19 protein-coding genes are annotated in these 19755 nt (G+C 64.3%); 17 read left to right on the top strand and 2 right to left on the bottom strand.

Going from position 1 to position 19755, the window contains the following annotated elements:
- The gene (locus JLZ96_RS02405; protein WP_201009441.1) at nt 1-1458 is read left to right on the top strand and encodes an APC family permease; all 1458 of its coding nucleotides are present in this window, start codon (nt 1-3) and stop codon (nt 1456-1458) included.
- Between the two features lie 2 nt (nt 1459-1460).
- On the opposite strand, the gene JLZ96_RS02400 is transcribed toward JLZ96_RS02405, so the two are convergent.
- On the bottom strand, nt 1461-1736 hold the full coding sequence (locus JLZ96_RS02400; RefSeq protein ID WP_027496773.1) for a hypothetical protein: 276 nt from the start codon (nt 1734-1736) through the stop codon (nt 1461-1463).
- Between the two features lie 100 nt (nt 1737-1836).
- Between JLZ96_RS02400 and JLZ96_RS02395 the strand changes: the two genes are divergently transcribed.
- Both JLZ96_RS02395 and JLZ96_RS02390 read left to right on the top strand, forming a co-directional pair.
- Nucleotides 1837-2472 (top strand): hypothetical protein, encoded by a 636-nt coding sequence (locus tag JLZ96_RS02395; RefSeq protein ID WP_201009440.1) that lies wholly within the window; start codon nt 1837-1839, stop codon nt 2470-2472.
- 90 nt (nt 2473-2562) lie between these two features.
- The gene (locus JLZ96_RS02390) at nt 2563-3012 is read left to right on the top strand and encodes a chemotaxis protein CheY (protein ID WP_051365375.1); all 450 of its coding nucleotides are present in this window, start codon (nt 2563-2565) and stop codon (nt 3010-3012) included.
- A gap of 1 nt (nt 3013) precedes the next feature.
- Here JLZ96_RS02390 and JLZ96_RS02385 read toward each other — a convergent pair whose 3' ends face one another.
- Nucleotides 3014-3727, bottom strand: coding sequence for an aquaporin (locus tag JLZ96_RS02385; protein WP_201009439.1), 714 nt, complete (start codon nt 3725-3727; stop codon nt 3014-3016).
- 290 nt (nt 3728-4017) lie between these two features.
- Between JLZ96_RS02385 and JLZ96_RS02380 the strand changes: the two genes are divergently transcribed.
- From JLZ96_RS02380 to nuoN, 14 genes are all read left to right on the top strand, one after another.
- Nucleotides 4018-4377 (top strand): NADH-quinone oxidoreductase subunit A, encoded by a 360-nt coding sequence (locus JLZ96_RS02380; protein ID WP_027496775.1) that lies wholly within the window; start codon nt 4018-4020, stop codon nt 4375-4377.
- 71 nt (nt 4378-4448) lie between these two features.
- Nucleotides 4449-5003: an NADH-quinone oxidoreductase subunit B family protein gene (locus JLZ96_RS02375; protein WP_027496776.1), complete on the top strand. Its 555-nt coding sequence runs from the start codon at nt 4449-4451 to the stop codon at nt 5001-5003.
- Nucleotides 5000-5704, top strand: a complete 705-nt coding sequence (locus JLZ96_RS02370; RefSeq protein ID WP_201009438.1) for an NADH-quinone oxidoreductase subunit C — start codon at nt 5000-5002, stop codon at nt 5702-5704. The genes JLZ96_RS02375 and JLZ96_RS02370 overlap by 4 nt, the downstream gene beginning before the upstream one ends.
- Nucleotides 5704-7002 (top strand): NADH dehydrogenase (quinone) subunit D, encoded by a 1299-nt coding sequence (gene nuoD, locus JLZ96_RS02365; RefSeq protein ID WP_032366449.1) that lies wholly within the window; start codon nt 5704-5706, stop codon nt 7000-7002. The genes JLZ96_RS02370 and nuoD overlap by 1 nt, the downstream gene beginning before the upstream one ends.
- Nucleotides 6999-7895, top strand: a complete 897-nt coding sequence (nuoE, locus tag JLZ96_RS02360; protein WP_201009437.1) for an NADH-quinone oxidoreductase subunit NuoE — start codon at nt 6999-7001, stop codon at nt 7893-7895. Before nuoD ends, nuoE begins: the two co-directional genes overlap by 4 nt.
- A gap of 1 nt (nt 7896) precedes the next feature.
- Complete coding sequence (gene nuoF, locus JLZ96_RS02355; protein WP_032407073.1) at nt 7897-9198, top strand: NADH-quinone oxidoreductase subunit NuoF; 1302 nt, start codon at nt 7897-7899, stop codon at nt 9196-9198.
- A complete protein-coding gene (locus JLZ96_RS02350) occupies nt 9195-11867 on the top strand; it encodes an NADH-quinone oxidoreductase subunit G (RefSeq protein ID WP_201009436.1) in 2673 nt (890 codons plus the stop codon). Before nuoF ends, JLZ96_RS02350 begins: the two co-directional genes overlap by 4 nt.
- A complete protein-coding gene (gene nuoH / locus JLZ96_RS02345) occupies nt 11861-13174 on the top strand; it encodes an NADH-quinone oxidoreductase subunit NuoH (RefSeq protein WP_201010635.1) in 1314 nt (437 codons plus the stop codon). The genes JLZ96_RS02350 and nuoH overlap by 7 nt, the downstream gene beginning before the upstream one ends.
- A complete protein-coding gene (gene nuoI / locus JLZ96_RS02340) occupies nt 13167-13712 on the top strand; it encodes an NADH-quinone oxidoreductase subunit NuoI (RefSeq protein ID WP_032372587.1) in 546 nt (181 codons plus the stop codon). Before nuoH ends, nuoI begins: the two co-directional genes overlap by 8 nt.
- Nucleotides 13709-14476, top strand: coding sequence for an NADH-quinone oxidoreductase subunit J (locus JLZ96_RS02335; protein ID WP_201009435.1), 768 nt, complete (start codon nt 13709-13711; stop codon nt 14474-14476). The genes nuoI and JLZ96_RS02335 overlap by 4 nt, the downstream gene beginning before the upstream one ends.
- Nucleotides 14473-14772, top strand: a complete 300-nt coding sequence (nuoK, locus tag JLZ96_RS02330) for an NADH-quinone oxidoreductase subunit NuoK (RefSeq protein ID WP_032383367.1) — start codon at nt 14473-14475, stop codon at nt 14770-14772. The genes JLZ96_RS02335 and nuoK overlap by 4 nt, the downstream gene beginning before the upstream one ends.
- Before the next feature lie 16 nt (nt 14773-14788).
- Nucleotides 14789-16660, top strand: a complete 1872-nt coding sequence (gene nuoL / locus JLZ96_RS02325; RefSeq protein ID WP_032383366.1) for an NADH-quinone oxidoreductase subunit L — start codon at nt 14789-14791, stop codon at nt 16658-16660.
- Nucleotides 16657-18195, top strand: a complete 1539-nt coding sequence (locus JLZ96_RS02320; RefSeq protein WP_201009434.1) for an NADH-quinone oxidoreductase subunit M — start codon at nt 16657-16659, stop codon at nt 18193-18195. Before nuoL ends, JLZ96_RS02320 begins: the two co-directional genes overlap by 4 nt.
- The gene (gene nuoN / locus JLZ96_RS02315; RefSeq protein ID WP_201009433.1) at nt 18192-19754 is read left to right on the top strand and encodes an NADH-quinone oxidoreductase subunit NuoN; all 1563 of its coding nucleotides are present in this window, start codon (nt 18192-18194) and stop codon (nt 19752-19754) included. The genes JLZ96_RS02320 and nuoN overlap by 4 nt, the downstream gene beginning before the upstream one ends.
- Nucleotide 19755: the final 1 nt, after the last annotated feature.

Raw genomic sequence — 19755 nt, 5'->3', positions numbered from 1 at the left:
ATGGGAATGTTTCGCACGAAGTCCGTCGACGAGATCGAGAGCGACGTCGACGACGAGGGGTCCGGCAGTCTGCGCAAGCAGCTCGGGTTACGCGACTTGGTCGGTTTCGGGGTCGGCATCGTCATCGGAACCGGCATATTCACGCTCACCGGTGTACAGGCCAAAGAAAATGCCGGCCCGGCGGTCGTGATCTCCTTCGTCATCGCCGGTGTCGTGAGTTTGCTTGCCGCACTGTGTTATGCGGAACTTGCATCGGCCGTGCCGACGGCGGGCAGTGCGTACACGTACGCGTACGCCACCCTGGGGGAGCTGTTCGCGTGGATCATCGGATGGGATTTGATCCTCGAATTCGCTTTGGGTGCTGCCGTTGTCGCTCGAAGCTGGTCCGGCTACCTCGCGGATCTCTTTTCCCTGCCACCCAGCTTGTTCACCGAGGAAGCGCCGGTGAACGTGGGGGCTGTTGCCATCGTCGCGGTGCTGGGCGTCATTGCCGCTGTGGGAGTCAAGGAGTCGGCGCGAGTGACCAACGTGCTGGTCCTGATCAAGGTCGCCATCTCGGTGTTCATCGTGATCGCCGGCCTGTTCTTCGTCCAGAAGTCGAACCTGGTTCCGTTCGTGCCCGAGTCCGTGCCCGCCGAGGCCGGTGGCTCGACGCTCGATCAGCCCCTGATGCAGGCCGTGGCCGGAATCGCACCCTCGGCGTTCGGATTTGCCGGCGTCGTCACCGCTGCAGCGGTCGTGTTCTTCGCCTACACAGGATTCGAGGCCGTTGCCAATCTCAGTGAAGAAGCCGAGCGGCCCGCCCACGATCTGCCTCGCGCACTGATCGGCACGCTCGTGGCATGCACCTTGCTGTACATGATGGTCGCGTTCGTCGTCACCGGCATGGTGAAATACACCGACCTCGACGACAGTGCTCCCATTGCCAAGGCGTTCGATTCTGTGGGTGCAGGCTGGGCTGGCGTTCTGGTCTCGATAGCGGCCGTGGCGGGTCTGACGTCGGTCATTCTGGTCGAGTTGGTGACCATCAGCCGAATCGGCTTCGCGATGGGCCGGGACGGTTTGCTACCCAAGTCGGTTGCGAAGGTGTCTCCCCGTTTCGGGACTCCGACCCGCTTGACCGTCGGCGTCGTGGTGTTCGTTGCGCTGCTGGGGGCCCTGGTACCGCTGAAGGAGCTGGCCGAGATGGTCAGCATCGGAGCCCTCTTCGCGTTTCTGCTGGTCTCGGCGGCAGTGCCGATCCTGCGTCGGACCAAGCCGGATCTCGACCGGCCCTTTCGGGTTCCGCTCTCTCCCGTCGTGCCGATTCTGTCCGGGCTCTCGTGCGTCTACCTGATGGCCAACCTGGTGGTGGAGACGTGGATTCGGTTCCTGGTCTGGTTGGCCCTCGGTCTGTTGATCTACTTCGCCTACGGGCGCCGCAACGCGAGGTTGGCGACCGAGGTGGTCGACCGATAGACCTACCGTCGGTCGAGGTAGAGCTCCGCCGTCTCCGTTGCCACGGCCGCGACCGCCGAGGCGAGGCCGGGCTCGAGATCCAGAGCCGTCGCGAGTGGCTCGCCGCGAAGATTCGACGATCGAAGCAACTCCCAGGCCCGCTCGACCAGTCGCACCGAGGTCGGGTGGTCCAATTCCGGTCGGTTTGACCGCAGCGCGGTGGCCGCCCAGTCCGCGTCGAACGTCCCGTTGGGAGGTCCGAACACGCGTTCACCGGACGAATAGCTCGTGGGCTCCATGCTCGACGACGCTAGCAGGATTTGTGGCAGGTGGGACCGTGACCGAACCGCGGCCGATCGACACTATCGAACCGATCGGTTTCATCTGTACGGTGAGTCGATGAGCGAGGGGTATCGCAGGCCTGTGGCGGCCGGGTCGGTCGTAGCACCACTGCTCGCTGCTGTGCTGCTCGTCGGTTGCTCCGCCAGTGAGGCACCTCGCCCGACGCCCGATGCGTCACCGCCACCGAACTTCGAGACCGCCACCGGCTCGCTCGTGGTCGGTGACCCGTTCACCGCGCCGACCGCCCCGACCGAAACGCTGCCGCCGGTCGTGCCGGGACTGTCGCTGGAGGGAATTCGTCACCCGTCGGGCTCACCCGTGGCGGTGACGGACGTGGTGTTGGGAGCCTCCTCCGTCGAGTATCGACTGGGCGGCAACGGGCCGGTGTCCTACACGGTGCGCTACGTCGACGAGGCCGTCCGATACGGAACCAGTGAGCCGGTCGCGCTTCCCGGGCGAGCCGTACTCCAGGTCGACATCGCCGGTACCTCGACCGAGCCGGATGTCACCGTCGTTCCGTATGCCGGGCCGGATCGGATTCGCAACGAGCCGGACTCCGCCGTGGTGGCAGTCGACTTCCTGGCCGATGCCGATGGAATCTCACAGTCCTTCGTCGCCGTGGCGTCCGACCGTCCGGACTTCGCGGTGCACAGCACCGAGGAACCGGCCGCCGTGGTCGTCACCATCTCCTGAGCTGCCGCCCCACGACGTCGACGACGCGAAAGTACCTCTGCGACGTGCGTTCGGGCCCGGTCCACCGGGGGGCCGCGCTACCATCGCGGTGTGTCCGACGCCACAGCGAGAGCAAGTTCGGCAGGTCAGGTGCATGTGCTCGTGTACAGCAGTAACGCGGCCACGCGCGCTCAGGTGATGTCTGCGGTGGGCACCCGGCCCGATCCGGCGCTCGGCGTCGTCGACTTCGTCGAGGTTGCCACCGCGGCCGTGGTGATCGAGCACCTGGACGCGGGTGGAATCGATGTGGCGATCCTCGACGGTGAGTCCTCGCCCGTCGGCGGACTGGGTTTGGCCAAGCAACTCAAGGACGAGATCGACGACTGCCCGCCGGTGCTGGTGCTCATCGGACGCCCCGACGACCGGTGGTTGGCCGACTGGTCGCGCGCCGAGGCCGCAGTTCCCCATCCAGTGGATCCGATTCGACTCGGGCGCGCGGTGGTCGATCTGCTGAGGCAGCACTCGGGTCGCGTCGGTGCCAGGGTCTCTCGATCGCGGTAGATCAGACCGTTTTCTCCGATGCGGGCACCGCCAGCACGAACCGGTGGATCGAGCCGGCGACAACAGCTCCGAGCACGGGGAACACCACGAACACCCACAGTTGTGACAGGGCAGGGCCGCCGGCGACGAGGGCGGGGCCGAGGGACCGAGCAGGGTTGACCGAGGTCGAGTCGATTCCGATGCCCAGCAGGTGAACCACTGTCAGGGTCAGGCCGATCGGGATGCCGGCCGCCACGACGGGGTGAACGGTGGGGGCCGTGGTGGCGAGTACGACGAGGACGAGCAGGCCGGTCGCGATCGTCTCGAACACCGCGACCGACGCCAAGCCGTACGCTCCGGGCGAGGAGCTGCCGAATCCGTTGGTGCCCAGACCGTCCGACGACATGTCGTACCCGGGACGGCCTGATGCGACCAACAGTACGACCAGCGCGCCGATCACTGCACCTGCGGCCTGGGCGGCGATGTAGAACGCAGCCTTGATCGGGGTGATGGCGCGAGCTATCAGGGCTCCGATCGTCACGGCCGGGTTGATGTGGCAGCCCGAGATCGGGCCGATCGCGTAGACGAGGGCAAGCAGTGTGAGTCCGAACGCCAGGGCGATGCCCGGGGTTCCGACGGTGTCGCCCGCGATGACGGCGGTGCCGACGCCGAATATCACGAGCAGGGCAGTTCCCAGTCCCTCGGCGGCGAGCGCCGAGACGGAAATCGACTTCATCGTCTCTCCTCAGTGGTGGCGGCAGCCCGGGTCGGGTGGCCGGAAATGTTCGGTGATTGGTCGTCCCTCGCGGTGTGGACCGCATGTGAGGCAAGAGTGATGTGAATCACATAGATGAGTGGGTCCGAGGGTGGGTGGCCCATGCGCGTCAACGGTTTACGAAACTGGACTGCTCGAAATCCCGCGAGATCTGCACCGAACCCATACTGTGTGGTTCAGGTCACATTGGTACGGCCGTCGCATTTACTTTCGCGGCGGCGCGGTCGTCGATCGAGGGAGCGGATGCCCGAATGAACGCCTACGTTCCGATTCTCGTCCTGGGTGCCGTCGCAGTCGCGTTCGCGGTCTTCTCGGTGATGGTCGGCACGATGGTGGGACCCGCCCGATACAACCGAGCGAAGTTCGACGCGTACGAATGTGGGATCGAACCCACGATGCATGCGCCTACGGGACAACGATTTCCGGTGAAGTTCTATCTCACCGCGATGCTGTTCATCATCTTCGACATCGAGATCGTCTTCCTGTATCCCTGGGCCGTCCACCTCGACGTTCTCGGTGCGTTCGGGCTCGTCGCGATGGCGTTGTTCGTCGTGAACGTGTCGGTGGCCTACGTGTACGAGTGGCGGCGAGGCGGGCTCGGTTGGGACTGACCACACGATCTCGGATACGACGACGGAACGATGCACTGTTCTCATTCTGCGGAAGCGAAAGAGCGTGATCGATGGGACTCGAAGAGAAGCTACCCAGCGGATTCCTGCTGACCACCGTCGAGGGGTTGGCCGGGTACGCACGTAAGGGCTCGCTGTGGCCCGCCACCTTCGGGCTCGCATGTTGTGCCATCGAAATGATGGCCACCACGTCCGGCCGTTTCGATCTCGCGCGATTCGGAATGGAAGCGTTTCGCGCGTCCCCCCGGCAGGCGGATCTGATGATCGTGGCCGGCCGCGTCAGCCAGAAGATGGCTCCGGTGTTGAGGCAGGTCTACGACCAGATGGCAGAACCGAAATGGGTTCTCGCCATGGGTGTCTGTGCATCCTCGGGCGGAATGTTCAACAACTACGCGGTGGTCCAGGGAGTGGACCACATCGTGCCCGTCGACATCTATCTGCCCGGGTGCCCGCCTCGGCCCGAGATGCTGCTCAACGCAATCCTGGAGTTGCACAAAAAGATTCAGCAGATGCCGTTGGGTGTGAACCGGGAACAGGTGCGAGCGGCCGCCGAGGCGGCTGCACTCTCGTCCACCCCGACGATCGATCTGAAGGGTCTGCTCCGATGACGGCGCAGCCGCCGGGTGGGATGTCTCAGCCGCCAGGAAAAATGTCTCAGCGGCCACGCGGGATGTTCGGGGTTCGCGGTAGTGGCGACACGTCGGGCTACGGCCGATTGGTGCCGCCGGCGGCAGCGGAGGACACCGCGACGCGGCCCTACGGCGGCTACTTCGATGCCCTCGTCGATCGGTTGGCCACCGTCCTTCCGGCCGCGAATCCCGTCGCTACGTTCGTCGCCGCCGTCGAACGGGTGGTAGTTCATCGCGGCGAATTGACGCTGCATCTGGTGCGGGAGTACGTCCCTGCCGTCGCCCAGGCGCTACGGGACGACGAAGAATTGCGATTCGAATTGTGTACCGGCGCATCGGGTGTGCACTATCCGGACCTGGTCGGCCGGGAGCTGCACGTTGTGTACCATCTGGTCTCCATCACGCACGGCCGTCGGCTCCGACTCGAAGTTGCCGTCCCCGACGACGATCCACACAGTCCGTCGCTGTGCGGGGTGTATCCCACCAACGACTGGCACGAGCGCGAGGTCTACGACTTCTTCGGCATCGTCTTCGACGGTCACCCTGCATTGACGCGGATCGAGATGCCCGACGACTGGGTCGGTCACCCACAACGCAAGGACTATCCGCTGGGCGGAATTCCCATCGAGTACAAGGGCGCTCGCGTCGCGCCTCCCAACGAGCGCAGGTCGTACAACTGATGAGTGCAACGGACGAAACCATCTACGCGGTCTCCGGGCAGGACTGGGACGACGTCGTCGAGTTGGCCCGTGGGTCGAGTACCGAGCGGATCGTGGTCAACATGGGCCCGCAACACCCGTCCACCCATGGTGTGCTGCGGTTGATTCTCGAAATCGAGGGCGAGACCGTCACCGAGGCTCGTTGCGGGATCGGCTATCTGCACACGGGAATCGAGAAGAATCTCGAGTACCGAAACTGGACCCAGGGCGTCACGTTCGTCACCCGCATGGACTACTTGTCGCCGTTCTTCAACGAAACCGCATATTGCCTCGGCGTGGAGAAGCTACTGGGTATAACCGACGACATTCCCGAGCGCGCCACGGTGATCCGGGTGATGCTGATGGAGCTGAATCGCATCTCGTCGCATCTCGTTGCATTGGCCACGGGCGGAATGGAATTGGGAGCGGTCACCGCGATGCTGTTCGGGTTCCGTGAGCGCGAGCTGATACTCGACGTTTTCGAGGCCATCACCGGGCTCCGGATGAACCACGCCTACATCCGGCCGGGCGGACTGTCGCAGGACCTACCCGAGGACGCGGTCGGCAGAGTACGTGAGCTCCTTCGCGTGCTGCCGGGACGCCTGCGCGACCTCGAACTCATGCTCAACGACAACCCGATCTGGAAAGCCAGAACCGAGAACGTAGGTTATCTCGATCTCACCGGATGTATGGCGTTGGGCGTCACCGGTCCGGTGCTGCGTTCGACCGGACTGCCCTACGACCTGCGACGGTCCGATCCGTACTGCGGGTACGAGAACTACGAGTTCGACGTGGTGACCGACACCGGATGCGACTGCTACGGGCGATATCTGATTCGCGTCGAAGAAATGAAGGAATCGCTCAAGATCGTCGAACAGGCCCTCGACCGCCTGCGTCCCGGGCCGGTCGTCATCGACGACAAGAAGATCGCGTGGCCGGCCGAGCTGGTCTCGGGACCCGATGGCCTGGGCAACTCTCAGGAGCATGTGCGGACCATCATGGACACCTCGATGGAATCGCTGATTCACCACTTCAAACTGGTGACCGAGGGAATGCGGGTCCCGGCCGGCCAGGTGTTGTCCTCGGTGGAGTCGCCGCGAGGGGAGCTCGGGGTACACATCGTCAGCGACGGTGGAACCAGGCCGTACCGAGTGCATTTCAGAGATCCGTCCTTCACCAACCTGCAAGCGGTGGCGGCAATGTGCGAGGGCGGAATGATCTCCGACGTCATCGCCGCGGTCGCCAGTATCGACCCGGTGATGGGTGGGGTGGATCGATGACCGCGCAGCCCCAGTCGGAACCGGTTCTGATTGAACTCGGAGCCCGGCCGGACGAACCGGTGCAACTGGCCACGCCGGGTGCACGAACGTCGTATCCCCCCGAGGTGCTCGCCCGGCTGCACGCCGACGCCGATATCGTCGTCGCGCGCTATCCGCAGGCCAGATCGGCCCTGCTGCCGCTGCTCCATCTCGTGCAAGCCGAGGACGGCTGCCTCACGCCCGCTGGAATCGAATTCTGCTCGGAGGTACTCGAACTCACCGGGGCGGAGGTGACTGCAGTCGCGACCTTCTACTCGATGTATCGACGCGAACCCACCGGGACGTACCGCGTCGGCGTGTGCACCAACACGCTGTGTGCTGTCATGGGCGGCGACGCCATCATGGACGCGTTGCGTGATCACCTGGACGTCGAGCACGGAGGTACCACCGAGGACGGCACGATCACCCTCGAACACATCGAGTGCAATGCCGCATGCGATTACGCCCCGGTGATGATGGTCAATTGGGAGTTCTTCGACAACAGCACCCCGTCGTCTGCGCGGGATCTGGTCGATGCACTTCGATCCGGCACCCAGGTCACACCGACGCGTGGAGCACCGCTGTGCACGTTCCGCGAGACCGAGCGGATTCTCGCCGGATTTTCCGACGATCGGCCCGAGGCACTCGAAGCGACCGGTAGTGCAGGCCATGCCACCCTGGCCGGACTGCGATACGCGCGCGAACACGCGATGTCGGCACCCGAGGCCGGGGCACGACCGAACGACGATCACCCGGACGTCGGAGCCGCGGCCGCACCGGAGACGGTGCGCGACAAGCCCGCACCGGCACCCTCGGCGACCGTGCCACCACAACCGAACACCACCGAGACCGATCCACCGACGAAGGGAGCGTGACATGGCCCTGACGCCGGTGTTGAGCGAGTTCTGGGACGAAAAGGATTCCTGGACGCTCGACGTCTACCGCAGCCACGACGGATACCGCGGGCTCGAGAAGGCCCTCGCGATGGACCCCGACGACCTCATCGCCTTCGTCAAGGAATCCGGATTACGCGGTCGCGGCGGCGCAGGATTTCCGACCGGAACGAAGTGGAGCTTCATCCCGCAGAACGACGGTAAAGAGCATTATCTGGTGGTCAATGCCGACGAGTCCGAGCCGGGTACCTGCAAGGACATGCCCCTGCTGATGGCGAGCCCGCACACGCTGGTCGAAGGAATAGTGATCGCCGCGTACGCAATTCGCGCATCCCATGCATTCGTGTACGTCCGCGGCGAGGTAGTGCCGGTGCTACGCAGGCTGCAGGCTGCGGTCGCCGAGGCCTACGCGGCGGGCTATCTGGGAAAGGGTGTTCTCGGAACGAAATTCGACTTGGAGTTGGTGATCCACGCCGGAGCCGGCGCGTACATCTGCGGCGAGGAAACAGCCCTCCTCGACTCGTTGGAAGGTCGGCGCGGACAACCTCGGCTGCGGCCACCGTTCCCCGCAGTGGCGGGCCTCTACGCACGCCCGACTGTGGTGAACAACGTCGAATCGATCGCCAGCGTTCCAGTGATCCTGCGCAAGGGAATCGAGTGGTTCCGATCGATGGGTAGCGAGAAGTCACCCGGCTTCACGCTGTACTCCATCTCGGGCCACGTCTGCCGTCCAGGCCAGTACGAGGCACCGTTGGGGATCACGCTGCGGGAGTTGCTCGGCTACGCGGGCGGGATCAGACCGGGACACGAACTGAAGTTCTGGACGCCGGGAGGATCCTCGACGCCGATGTTCACCGGCGAGCATCTCGATGTCCCACTCGACTACGAGGGCGTCGGTGCCGCCGGATCGATGCTGGGCACAAAGGCCCTGCAAATATTCGACGAGACGACCTGCGTGGTGCGAGCGGTGCTGCGCTGGACCGAGTTCTACGCACACGAATCCTGCGGCAAATGCACACCGTGCCGGGAAGGCACGTACTGGCTGGTACAAATCCTGCGCCGCCTCGACGGTGGAACCGGCACCGAGGCCGACCTGACAACCTTGCTCGACATCGCCGACGGCATCGCCGGAAAGTCCTTCTGCGCGTTGGGGGACGGTGCCGCCAGCCCGATCGTGTCTTCGCTGAAGTACTTCCGTGACGAATACATCCGTCACGTCACCGAGCAGGGATGCCCATTCGATCCACACCGATCGACCCTGATGGCAGAGGAGCTGACGTCATGACTGCAGCAGCACATGGTCGTTCCGCGGGCTCCACTCCTGCATCTTCGGGTCGTTCCGCAGGCTCCACTCCTGCATCCCCGGGTCGTTCCGCAGGCTCCACTCCTGCCAATCCCGATCAGTCGGTCACCCGAGTAGAGATGGTGACACTGACCATCGACGACCACGAGATCAGTGTTCCCAAGGGCACGTTGTTGATTCGCGCGGCGGAGTTGATGGGCGTACAGATTCCGCGATTCTGCGATCATCCGCTGCTCGATCCGGTGGGCGCCTGCCGCCAATGTCTGGTCGATGTCGAGGGGCAACGCAAGCCGTTGGCGTCCTGTACGACGACCGTGGCCGAGGGCATGGTGGTGCGCACTCAGGTGACGTCGGAGGTCGCGGGCAAAGCGCAACGTGGCGTCATGGAATTGCTGCTGATCAATCATCCTCTCGATTGCCCGGTGTGCGACAAGGGCGGTGAGTGTCCACTGCAGAATCAGGCGATGGCCGCGGGTCGCACCGAGTCCAGGTTCACCGAGACCAAACGTACGTATCCCAAACCGATTCCGTTGTCGGCCGAGGTTCTGCTCGATCGCGAACGCTGTGTCCTGTGCGCTCGATGTACTCGCTTCGCGGCGCAGGTTGCCGGTGATCCGTCCATCGAGCTGCTCGAACGCGGTGCCGTGCAACAGGTCGGCATCTTCGGCACCGAGCCGTTCGACTCCTACTTCTCGGGGAACACCGTCCAGATCTGCCCCGTGGGTGCACTGACGAACACCGAGTATCGGTTCCGGGCGCGCCCGTACGATCTGACGTCCTCGCCGAGCGTGTGCGAACACTGCGCAGGAGGCTGTGCGCAACGCACGGATCATCGTCGTGGCAAGGTCCTCCGCCGGTTGGCTGGTGACGATCCCCAGGTCAACGAAGAGTGGAACTGCGACAAGGGACGGTGGGCATTCAAGTACGCCAGCGAGCCGGATCGCATCGGCGCACCGATGGTCAGAGACGAATCGGGGGCTCTGGTCGAGACGTCCTGGTCGGCCGCATTGGCGGCGGCGGCAACGGGACTGGCTGCGTCGATCGGGAACGCTGCGGTACTCGTGGGCGGAAGATCGACTGTCGAAGACTCCTACGCATACGCCAAGTTCGCGCGAACAGTGCTGCACACCAATGACATCGACTTCCGCAACCGTGCTCACAGCGCCGAGGAAGCGGAGTTCCTGGCCGGTCGTATCGCGGCGACGGGGCTGGGCGTGACCTACTCGGATCTCGAAAACGCTCCTGTGGTGTTGATGGTGGGGTTCGAGCCGGAAGAAGAGTCACCGCTGGTCTTCCTCAGGTTGCGCAAGGCGCGCCGGACGCGCGGCGTGGTCGTGGCGTCGATCGCACCCTGGGCCAGCCGCGGTCTGCGCAAGCTCGACGGGGTGCTCCTGCAGTCGATTCCCGGCGAGGAACCACAGTGGCTCGACGCACTGCACGTCGGTGACCGGGGTACCGAATCGATCGCCCAGCTCCTCCGGAGCCCGGGAGCGATCGTGCTCGTGGGCGAGCGGCTCGGTTCCGTTCCCGGTGCATTGTCCGCAGCGTCGAAGTTGGCCGACGACACCGGAGCGAACCTGGCATGGATTCCGCGACGGGCAGGAGAGCGCGGTGCCCTCGACGCAGGCGCGTTGCCGAACCTGCTGCCGGGCGGGCGGCCCGTCGCCGACGCCGCCGCCCGCGCCGAGGTGGCAGCCGTGTGGGGAGTGACAGAACTGCCTACGGACGCGGGCCGAGATACCGCGGCGATACTGGCGGATGCCGGGCCTGACCGCGCCCTGATCACCGCAGGGATCGACCCGGACGATCTGCCCGATCCGCAGGGTGCGCTCGACGCGGTGGACCGATCGGCATTCGTGGTCAGCCTGGAACTACGCCACAGCGCCGTCACCGAGCGGGCCGACGTGGTGTTTCCGGTGGCACCGGTGGTCGACAAGCCCGGAACCTTCGTCGACTGGGAGGGCAGGCCTCGCACGTTCGACACCGCACTCGGTGCCGGCGCAGTATTGCCCGACCAACGCGTTCTCGACGCCATTGCCGCGCAGATGGGAGTCGAACTGTCGCTACCCGACGCGGCGGCGGCGCGCGGCGAGCTGGCACGGCTGGGAGCCTGGAGCGGATCACGGATTCCTGTGGCCCGAGTGGCACCACGGCGAGATATGCCGACGCTCTCCATCGGCCAGGCAATTCTGGCCACCTGGCGAATGCTCATCGATTCGGGACGGATGCAGGACGGCGAGGACAATCTCGCGCAGACCGGCCGGGCACCCGTGATCAGGCTGTCCGAGACGACGGCGTCGAGCATCGAAGCGTCGCCCGGCGACCTGGTCAGGGTCGAGACGGGCCGGGGCTCGATCACGTTGCCACTGAAAGTCACCGATCTACCCGACAACGTGGTGTGGGTGCCGATGAACTCACCGGGGTCTTCGGTGTACGGCTCACTCGGCGCGGAGTCGGGTGCGGTGGTGAGGATTTGCAGGGATCAGCATGCGGAGCGACCCGAGGGTGCGGGAGTGGAGCCTGCGGATCGACCCGGGGGTGCAGGAGTGGAGCCTGCGGAACGACCCCAGGGTGCAGGAGTGGAGCCTGCGGAACGACCCGTGGGTGCAGGAGTGGAGCCTGCGGAACGACCCGAGGGTGGTGCATCGTGATTGTCGCAGCGCCGACCGATCTGTCGGTGTTCGGCACCGACCCGTGGTGGCTGGTGGTCGGCAAGGCCCTGGCGGTCTTCGTTTTTCTGGTGCTCACACCGCTCGTGGCCATCTATGCCGAGCGCAAGATCATGGCGTGGATGCAGATGCGCGTCGGGCCCAATCGGGTGGGTCCGTGGGGACTGTTGCAGTCTCTGATGGACGGGATCAAGCTCGCTCTGAAAGAGGGAATCACTCCGACCGGCGTCGACAAGCCGATTTACATTCTGGCTCCGATCATTTCGGTGGTCCCTGCCTTCATGGCCTTCGCGGTGATTCCGTTCGGTCCCGAGGTGTCGGTGTTCGGCACTACGACTCCGCTTCAGATGACCGACCTGCCGGTGGGGGTTCTGTACATCCTCGCGGTCACCTCGGTGGGTGTGTACGGGATCGTCCTGGCCGGTTGGGCGTCGAGTTCGACGTATCCGTTGCTGGGTGCACTGCGTTCGACGGCTCAGGTCATTTCCTACGAGGTTGCGATGGGGCTTTCGTTCGCTGCGGTGTTCCTGTACGCGGGCACCATGTCGACGTCCGGAATCGTTGGTGCGCAACAGAACACCTGGTACGTGTTCCTGTTGTTGCCGTCGTTCCTGGTGTACGTGACGGCGATGGTGGGTGAAACCAACCGCGCGCCGTTCGACTTGCCCGAGGCCGAGGGGGAGTTGGTGGGCGGGTTCCACACCGAATATTCCTCCTTGCGTTTCGCGATGTTCATGCTTGCCGAGTACATCAACATGGTCACGGTGTCGGCGCTCGCGACCACGTTGTTCCTGGGTGGCTGGCGGGCTCCGATTCCGTTGAGTCTGTGGAGCGGTGCCAATTCCGGGTGGTGGCCGGTGCTCTGGTTCGTCGCCAAGGTGTGGGTGTTCCTGTTCGTCTTCATCTGGTTGCGGTCGACGTTGCCGCGATTGCGTTACGACCAGTTCATGAACTTCGGCTGGAAGATCCTCATTCCCGTCGCTCTGATCTGGGTGATGGTGATCGCGACGGTGCGGGTACTGGGGGCCGGGCGATACGACGTACCTCTGGTCACGTTCGTGGTGTCGACGATCTTTGCAGTCGCCGTCCTGGGTTCGCTGCTGCTCTTACTGCGCCGCCGCGCGCGCACACGAAACCTGCCGCCTGCTGCACCCGTCGCACCGTTCGACGCTGCGGCGGGCGGGTTTCCCGTACCTCCCATTCCGAAGCAGGGCACGAACATCGCGAGCCGGCACGCCGGCGCACGGTCCACCGTGGCCGCGTCCCAGAAGGAGAACGCCAATGCCTGAATTCCTCGGTCCTATAGCAGGTTTCGGTGTCACCTTCGCCACCATGTTCAAAAAGCCCGAAACCGAGCTGTATCCGGAGGAGAAGAAGCCGACCGAGGTGCGTTATCACGGCCGCCATCAGCTCAACAGGTACGCCGACGGGCTCGAGAAGTGCATCGGTTGCGAACTCTGTGCGTGGGCCTGCCCGGCCGACGCGATCTATGTCGAAGGTGCCGACAACACCGAGACCGAGCGATTCTCGCCGGGCGAGCGATACGGCGGGGTCTACCAGATCAACTATCTCCGTTGCATCGGCTGCGGACTGTGTGTGGAGGCCTGTCCCACACGGGCTCTGACGATGACCAACGAATACGAACTGGCCGGTGACAACAGAGCCGACCTGATCTACGAGAAGGATTCGCTGCTGGCACCGCTGGAGCCGGACATGGTGCCGCCGCCGCACGCGATGGCACCGGGGTGTTCGGCAGAGGACTACTACCGCGGTGCCGTCACCGGTGCCGAGAGCGAGGCCGACACCGATCGAGGGCCGGTTCGATGACTGCCACCGTTCAGCTCGCGCTCGAGGCAACCTCCACCGGCGAGGCCGTGCAGTTCTGGACCCTCGGTGTCGTTGCGGTCATCGGTGCATTGGGTGTGGTGATGAGCACGAAGGCCGTCTACTCGGCACTGTTCCTCGCGGCCACCATGGTGGTTCTCGCTACCTTCTACATGGCCCAAGGGGCCCTGTTTCTCGGTGTCGTGCAGATCGTCGTCTACACCGGCGCGGTCATGATGCTGTTTCTCTTCGTCCTGATGCTCGTCGGGGTCGACACCTCGGAGTCGTTGACCGAGACACTGCGCGGGCACCGTATCGCGGCCGTCGTCATCGCAATCGGCTTCGGGCTGTTGATCATCGGGGTGCTGCTGCGCGACTCGGCCCGCGCCGGGCGACTCGAGTTCGCCGGACTCGACGCGGCCAACTCCACCGGGAACGTAGAAGGCCTGGCCGAGCTGATCTTCGTCGAGTACGTCTGGGCGTTCGAGCTGACCGGCGCGCTGTTGATCACGGCCACCATCGGGGCGATGATTCTGGCGCACCGGGAGGCCCTGGGACCGGTGAAGGGTCAGCGTGAGATGTCGCAGGACCGGTTCCGTGACGGCTCCAGGGTGACGCCGCTGCCGAGCCCCGGTGTGTTCGCTCGTCACAACGGCGTCGATCGACGGGCTCTGCTCCCGGACGGAAGCGAGTCGGACTCGTCCGTCAACGCACTGTTCGCCGATCGAGGCATCGAGTACAAGGTGGACGGGGGTGACGCGCGATGAATCCAGAGAATTACCTCTACCTGTCGGTTCTGCTGTTCACGATCGGCGCGGCGGGAGTCATCGTCAGGCGCAACGCCATCATCGTGTTCATGTGCATCGAATTGATGCTCAACGCAGTCAATCTCGCGTTCGTCACGTTCTCTCGCATGCACGGCAATCTCGACGGCCAATTGTTCGCGTTCTTCACCATGGTGGTCGCTGCAGCCGAGGTGGTGGTGGGCCTGGCGATCATCATGGCCATCTTCCGTTCTCGTCGCTCGATCTCGATGGACGAGAACAATCTGATGAAGAACTGACGGGGGAGCAGAAACGATGTCGATCCTGTGGCTTCTCCCGGCTCTGCCGGCGTTCGGTGCGGCCGTCCTTCTGCTCGGTGGCCGGCGCTGCAACTCGTGGGGCCACCTTCTCGCGACGGCCGCCGCGGTGTCGTCGTTCGTCGTTGCGGCGCTGGTGTTCTCGTCGATGCTCGGACGGGACGAGTCGGACAGAACACTGACTCACACGCTGTTCCGCTGGGTGCCCGTCGACGAATTGCAGGTCGACTTCGGCATGCGTGCCGATCAACTCTCGATCTGTTTCGTCCTGTTGATCACCGGGGTCGGATCACTCATTCACGTGTACTCGATCGGGTACATGAGCCATGACCCGGAGCGGCGACGCTTCTTCGCGTACCTCAATCTGTTTCTCGCAGCCATGCTGCTGCTGGTGCTGGCAGACAATTTCCTCGGCCTCTATCTGGGGTGGGAGGGTGTCGGTCTGGCGTCGTACCTGCTCATCGGATTCTGGCAACACAAGCCATCGGCAGCGACGGCTGCTCGAAAAGCGTTCGTGGTCAACCGCGTCGGCGATATCGGCTTGGCCATCGCCCTGATGATCATGTTCGTGAACTTCGGGTCTGTGCAGTACGACGTGGTGTTCGCGGGAATCGGGAACGCGGGTGAATCGGTGGCGACCGCCATGGCACTGATGTTGCTGCTGGCGGCCTGCGGGAAGTCGGCCCAGGTGCCGCTGCAGTCGTGGCTCGGCGACGCGATGGAGGGCCCGACGCCGGTCTCCGCACTCATCCACGCGGCGACGATGGTCACCGCCGGCGTGTATCTCGTCGTCCGATCCGGACCGGTGTTCGAGGCCTCGCCGGTGGCGCGGGCAGCGACCGTCACGGTCGGCGCGGTGACGTTGCTGTTCGGTGCCGTCATCGGTTGTGCGAAAGACGACATCAAGAAGGCGCTCGCCGCCTCGACGATGAGTCAGATCGGGTACATGGTGCTCGCGGCCGGACTCGGCCCGTCCGGCTATGCCTTCGCCATCGTGCTGCTGCTGTCGCACGGATTCTTCAAGGCAGGCCTGTTCCTGGGGGCCGGCTCGGTGATGCACGCGATGAACGACGAGACCGACATGCGACGGTTCGGCGGGCTCCGTGCCGCGATGCCGATCACGTTCGTCACGTTCGGTCTCGGCTACCTAGCCATCATCGGAGTTCCGCCGTTCTCCGGTTTCTTCGCCAAGGATCCGATCATCGAGATCGCGTTCGCGGCCGGGGGAGCGGCAGGTGTGGTGCTGGGCTGCGTCACGTTGCTCGGTGCGGGCTTGACGGCCTTCTACATGACTCGGGTGATGCTGATGACGTTCTTCGGCCCGAAACGCTGGGCGGCGCAAGCACATCCGCACGAAGCGTCGGCGACGATGACAGCCCCCATGATTCTGTTGGCCGTCGGCTCGGTGGCATCGGGTGCCTTCCTTGCGGTGGGTGGACGCCTCGAGACGTGGCTGGAACCGGTGGTGGGATCGGCACACGAAGAACACGCGATACCTGCCTGGGTCGTGACGGTCGCAGTTCTGGCGGTGGTACTCGTGGGTGCAGGCGTCGCGTACCGGAAGTACATCGCTCGTGACGTTCCCCCGACTCCACCCGAGGACGTATCGGTGCTGACCAGAGCCGCACGCGCTGACCTGTACGGCGACGCCTTCAACGAGGCAGCATTCATGCGGCCCGGTCAAAAGCTCACGAACACAATGGTATTCGCCGACAAGGCGGGTATCGACGCGGTCGTGGACGGGGTGGGGAGATCGATCGGCGGAGTATCCACTCGATCGAGGCGACTGCAGACCGGATTCGTACGGTCCTATGCGTTGGCGATGTTCGCGGGGGCAGTTCTCGTCGTGCTGATGGTGGTGGTCCTGTGACGTTCCCCTGGCTGACCGTCCTGTGGGTTCTGCCGATTCTCGGCGCGATTGTCGTCGCCCTGATCCCGGCCGATCGACCGACGATCGCACGCAGCGTCGCCGTGGGCTTCGCCGCCGGCACACTCGCGGTGTCGGTGGTACTCGCCGTGGCATTCGACTCCGGTGGCGATCGCTACCAGTTCCTCGAAGACCATTCGTGGATAGCGGCATTCGGTGCGCGCTACACACTCGGACTCGACGGAGTCGGGCTCGTTCTGGTGTTGCTCACCACCGTTCTGACTCCGCTGCTGCTCGTTGCGGGCTGGCACGACGGCAGCCGCGTCGCGAACTACGGATCGCGTCGGGTCTCGCACACCTACATGGCGTTGATCCTGGTGGTCGAGTCCATGGTGATCGTCTCGTTCCTCGCCTTGGACGTACTGCTGTTCTACATCTTCTTCGAGGCAATGCTGATTCCGATGTACTTCCTCATCGGTGGCTTCGGGGGAGTCCATCGAACGCGCGCCGCAGTGAAGTTCTTGCTCTACAACCTGTTCGGTGGTCTGGTGATGCTGGCTGCCGTCATCGGGTTGTACGTAGTCACAGCCCGGCCCGACGGTCCGTTCGACGGCGGGACGTTCGATCTACGCGCAATCGCGGATGCAGCGGCATCGGGCGGGCTCGGTGTGGATCCGGCAGTGCTCAACGCGCTGTTTCTCGGTTTCATGCTCGCGTTCGCGATCAAGGCGCCCCTGTGGCCGTTCCATACGTGGTTACCCGACGCCGCAGTGCAGTCCACCCCTGCGACGGCAGTGCTGATGATGTCGGTGGTGGACAAGGTCGGTACGTTCGCGATGCTGCGCTTCTGCCTCGAGCTGTTTCCCGGTTCGTCGCAGACATTCGCCCCGTGGATCATCACGCTCGCAGTGATCGGAATCGTGTACGGCGCGATACTGGCGATCGGTCAGACCGACATGATGAGACTCATTGCCTACACCTCGATTTCGCACTTCGGATTCATCATCCTCGGCATCTTCGCGATGACCGGTCAGAGTCAGGCCGGTGCCACGCTGTACATGGTCAACCATGGAATCTCCACCGCCGCATTGTTCTTGATCGCAGGCTTTCTCGTGTCCCGTCGTGGTTCACGCGCGATCGCCGACTACGGCGGCGTCCAGAAGGTCGCGCCGGTGCTCGCCGGAACGTTTCTGATCTCTGGTCTGGCCACGCTCTCGCTACCCGGTCTTGCCCCGTTCATCAGCGAATTCTTGGTGCTGATCGGCACATTCGGTCGCTACGGCGTCGCCGCAATCGTGGCCACCGGTGCGCTCGTGCTGTCGGCGATCTACATTCTCTGGCTCTATCAACGGGTGATGACGGGGCCGGTCCGAGAGGGCACCGACAAGATCTCCGATCTCGTTCCCCGTGAGGCGTTGGTGGTGATCCCGTTGCTCGCGCTGCTGATCGTGTTCGGGGTGTACCCGAAACCGGCACTCGACATCATCACTCCGGCAGTGCAATCCACGATCGTCGACAGTGCAGGAGGTCAACGATGACCACTCCCGAAGTGCAGTACGGTCTGCTGTCGCCCATGTTGATCGTCTTCGGTGTCGCGGTTCTCGGGGTTCTCGTCGAGGCGTTCGTACCGCTACGTGCTCGTCGCGCAACCCACGTGGGTCTCGCTCTGGCAGGGCTGGTCGGCGCCCTCGTGGCAGTGCTCGGCCTGGCCGGCACCGAGGCAGCCGCGATGAACGGGGCCGTCGCGATCGACGGACCGACTCTGTTCCTGCAGGGAACCATTGTGCTCGTGGCAATTCCGGCCATCGCACTGTTGGCGGAGCGCACCGTCGCCGTCACCGGGGCTGGGGCCGAGCGCCGCATCGACTCGTTCACTCCGCAGGCCTCGACCACGCCGGGCAGCGTGGCAGAGAAGCAGGCCATCGATGCAGGCGTCGCCCAGACCGAGGTCTTTCCACTGGCGATGTTCGCGATCGGCGGCATGCTGCTGTTTCCGGCGTCCACGGATCTGCTGACGATGTTCGTGGCGCTGGAAGTACTGTCGTTGCCGCTGTATCTGCTGTGCGGACTAGCGAGACGACGACGACTGCTCTCTCAGGAAGCAGCCCTCAAATACTTTCTGCTGGGCGCGTTCTCGTCTGCGTTCTTCCTGTTCGGAGTCGCGTTCCTCTACGGCTACGCCGGGACGGTCCGATTGGACGGCATCGCCGACGCCATCACGGCAAACGGTCAGGGCAGATCACTCGCGCTGATCGGAACCGCCTTGCTCGCGGTGGGTCTGCTGTTCAAAATCGGTGCCGTGCCTTTCCATTCGTGGATTCCCGACGTCTACCAGGGTGCCCCTACTCCGGTGACGGCGCTGATGGCCACCGTGACCAAGGTGGCGGCCTTCGGTGCGATTCTGCGAATCTTCGGAATGGCGCTGCCCGGTCTCGAGTCGAGTTGGCGTCCGATGTTGTGGGTTATCGCCATCGCGACGATGGTGCTCGGTTCGGTTGTCGCGGTGACGCAGACCGACGTCAAACGGATGCTGGCCTACTCGTCCGTGGCGCACACCGGGTTCATCCTCACCGGAGTGACTGCGCTGGGTAGTTCGAGTGATGTACGTGATTCGGGGGTGTCGGCCACGATGTTCTACCTGCTTGCCTATGCCTTCAGCACGCTGGGTGGATTCGCGGTCATCGGTCTGGCCCGAGACGAACGCGGTGAGGTGAGCGACCTGGAGCGATGGGCGGGTATCGGTCGCCGCTCGCCGCTCGTCGCCGCTGTGTTCGGTTTGTTTCTGCTCTCGTTCGCCGGGATCCCGCTCACCAGTGGGTTCATCGGTAAGTTCGCGGTGTTCAGCGCAGCCTCGGGTGCGGGGGGAGCCGCACTGGTCGTGGTCGGAGTGGTGTGCAGTGCGATTGCAGCGTTCTTCTACGTGCGCGTGATCGTGCTGATGTTCTTCACCGAACCCAGCGAACGGACCGCCACGGTGGTGCGTCCTACCGCGCCGGTGGCCTGTGCGATCGGGGTGTCGGTGGTCGTCACCGTGGCACTGGGAGTCTTTCCTCAGCCCGTTCTCGATATCGCCGCGCGGGCCGGGAACTTCCTCTAGC

It is taken from the genome of Rhodococcus sp. NKCM2511, from assembly GCF_014905595.1.
Taxonomy (GTDB): Bacteria; Actinomycetota; Actinomycetes; order Mycobacteriales; family Mycobacteriaceae; genus Rhodococcoides; species Rhodococcoides fascians.
The sequence above is the reverse complement of the archived record's forward strand: the minus strand, read 5'-3'. Positions and strand labels throughout refer to the sequence as shown.

Excerpts from the sequence above, each read along its gene's own strand:
- JLZ96_RS02405 (WP_201009441.1), top strand. The coding sequence starts at position 1 with ATGGGAATGTTTCGCACGAAGTCCGTCGACGAGATCGAGAGCGACGTC.
- JLZ96_RS02400 (WP_027496773.1), bottom strand. The coding sequence starts at position 1,736 with ATGGAGCCCACGAGCTATTCGTCCGGTGAACGCGTGTTCGGACCTCCC.
- JLZ96_RS02395 (WP_201009440.1), top strand. The coding sequence starts at position 1,837 with ATGAGCGAGGGGTATCGCAGGCCTGTGGCGGCCGGGTCGGTCGTAGCA.
- JLZ96_RS02385 (WP_201009439.1), bottom strand. The coding sequence starts at position 3,727 with ATGAAGTCGATTTCCGTCTCGGCGCTCGCCGCCGAGGGACTGGGAACT.
- JLZ96_RS02380 (WP_027496775.1), top strand. The coding sequence starts at position 4,018 with ATGAACGCCTACGTTCCGATTCTCGTCCTGGGTGCCGTCGCAGTCGCG.
- JLZ96_RS02375 (WP_027496776.1), top strand. The coding sequence starts at position 4,449 with ATGGGACTCGAAGAGAAGCTACCCAGCGGATTCCTGCTGACCACCGTC.
- JLZ96_RS02370 (WP_201009438.1), top strand. The coding sequence starts at position 5,000 with ATGACGGCGCAGCCGCCGGGTGGGATGTCTCAGCCGCCAGGAAAAATG.
- nuoD (WP_032366449.1), top strand. The coding sequence starts at position 5,704 with ATGAGTGCAACGGACGAAACCATCTACGCGGTCTCCGGGCAGGACTGG.
- nuoE (WP_201009437.1), top strand. The coding sequence starts at position 6,999 with ATGACCGCGCAGCCCCAGTCGGAACCGGTTCTGATTGAACTCGGAGCC.
- nuoF (WP_032407073.1), top strand. The coding sequence starts at position 7,897 with ATGGCCCTGACGCCGGTGTTGAGCGAGTTCTGGGACGAAAAGGATTCC.
- JLZ96_RS02350 (WP_201009436.1), top strand. The coding sequence starts at position 9,195 with ATGACTGCAGCAGCACATGGTCGTTCCGCGGGCTCCACTCCTGCATCT.
- nuoI (WP_032372587.1), top strand. The coding sequence starts at position 13,167 with ATGCCTGAATTCCTCGGTCCTATAGCAGGTTTCGGTGTCACCTTCGCC.
- JLZ96_RS02335 (WP_201009435.1), top strand. The coding sequence starts at position 13,709 with ATGACTGCCACCGTTCAGCTCGCGCTCGAGGCAACCTCCACCGGCGAG.
- nuoK (WP_032383367.1), top strand. The coding sequence starts at position 14,473 with ATGAATCCAGAGAATTACCTCTACCTGTCGGTTCTGCTGTTCACGATC.
- nuoL (WP_032383366.1), top strand. The coding sequence starts at position 14,789 with ATGTCGATCCTGTGGCTTCTCCCGGCTCTGCCGGCGTTCGGTGCGGCC.
- nuoN (WP_201009433.1), top strand. The coding sequence starts at position 18,192 with ATGACCACTCCCGAAGTGCAGTACGGTCTGCTGTCGCCCATGTTGATC.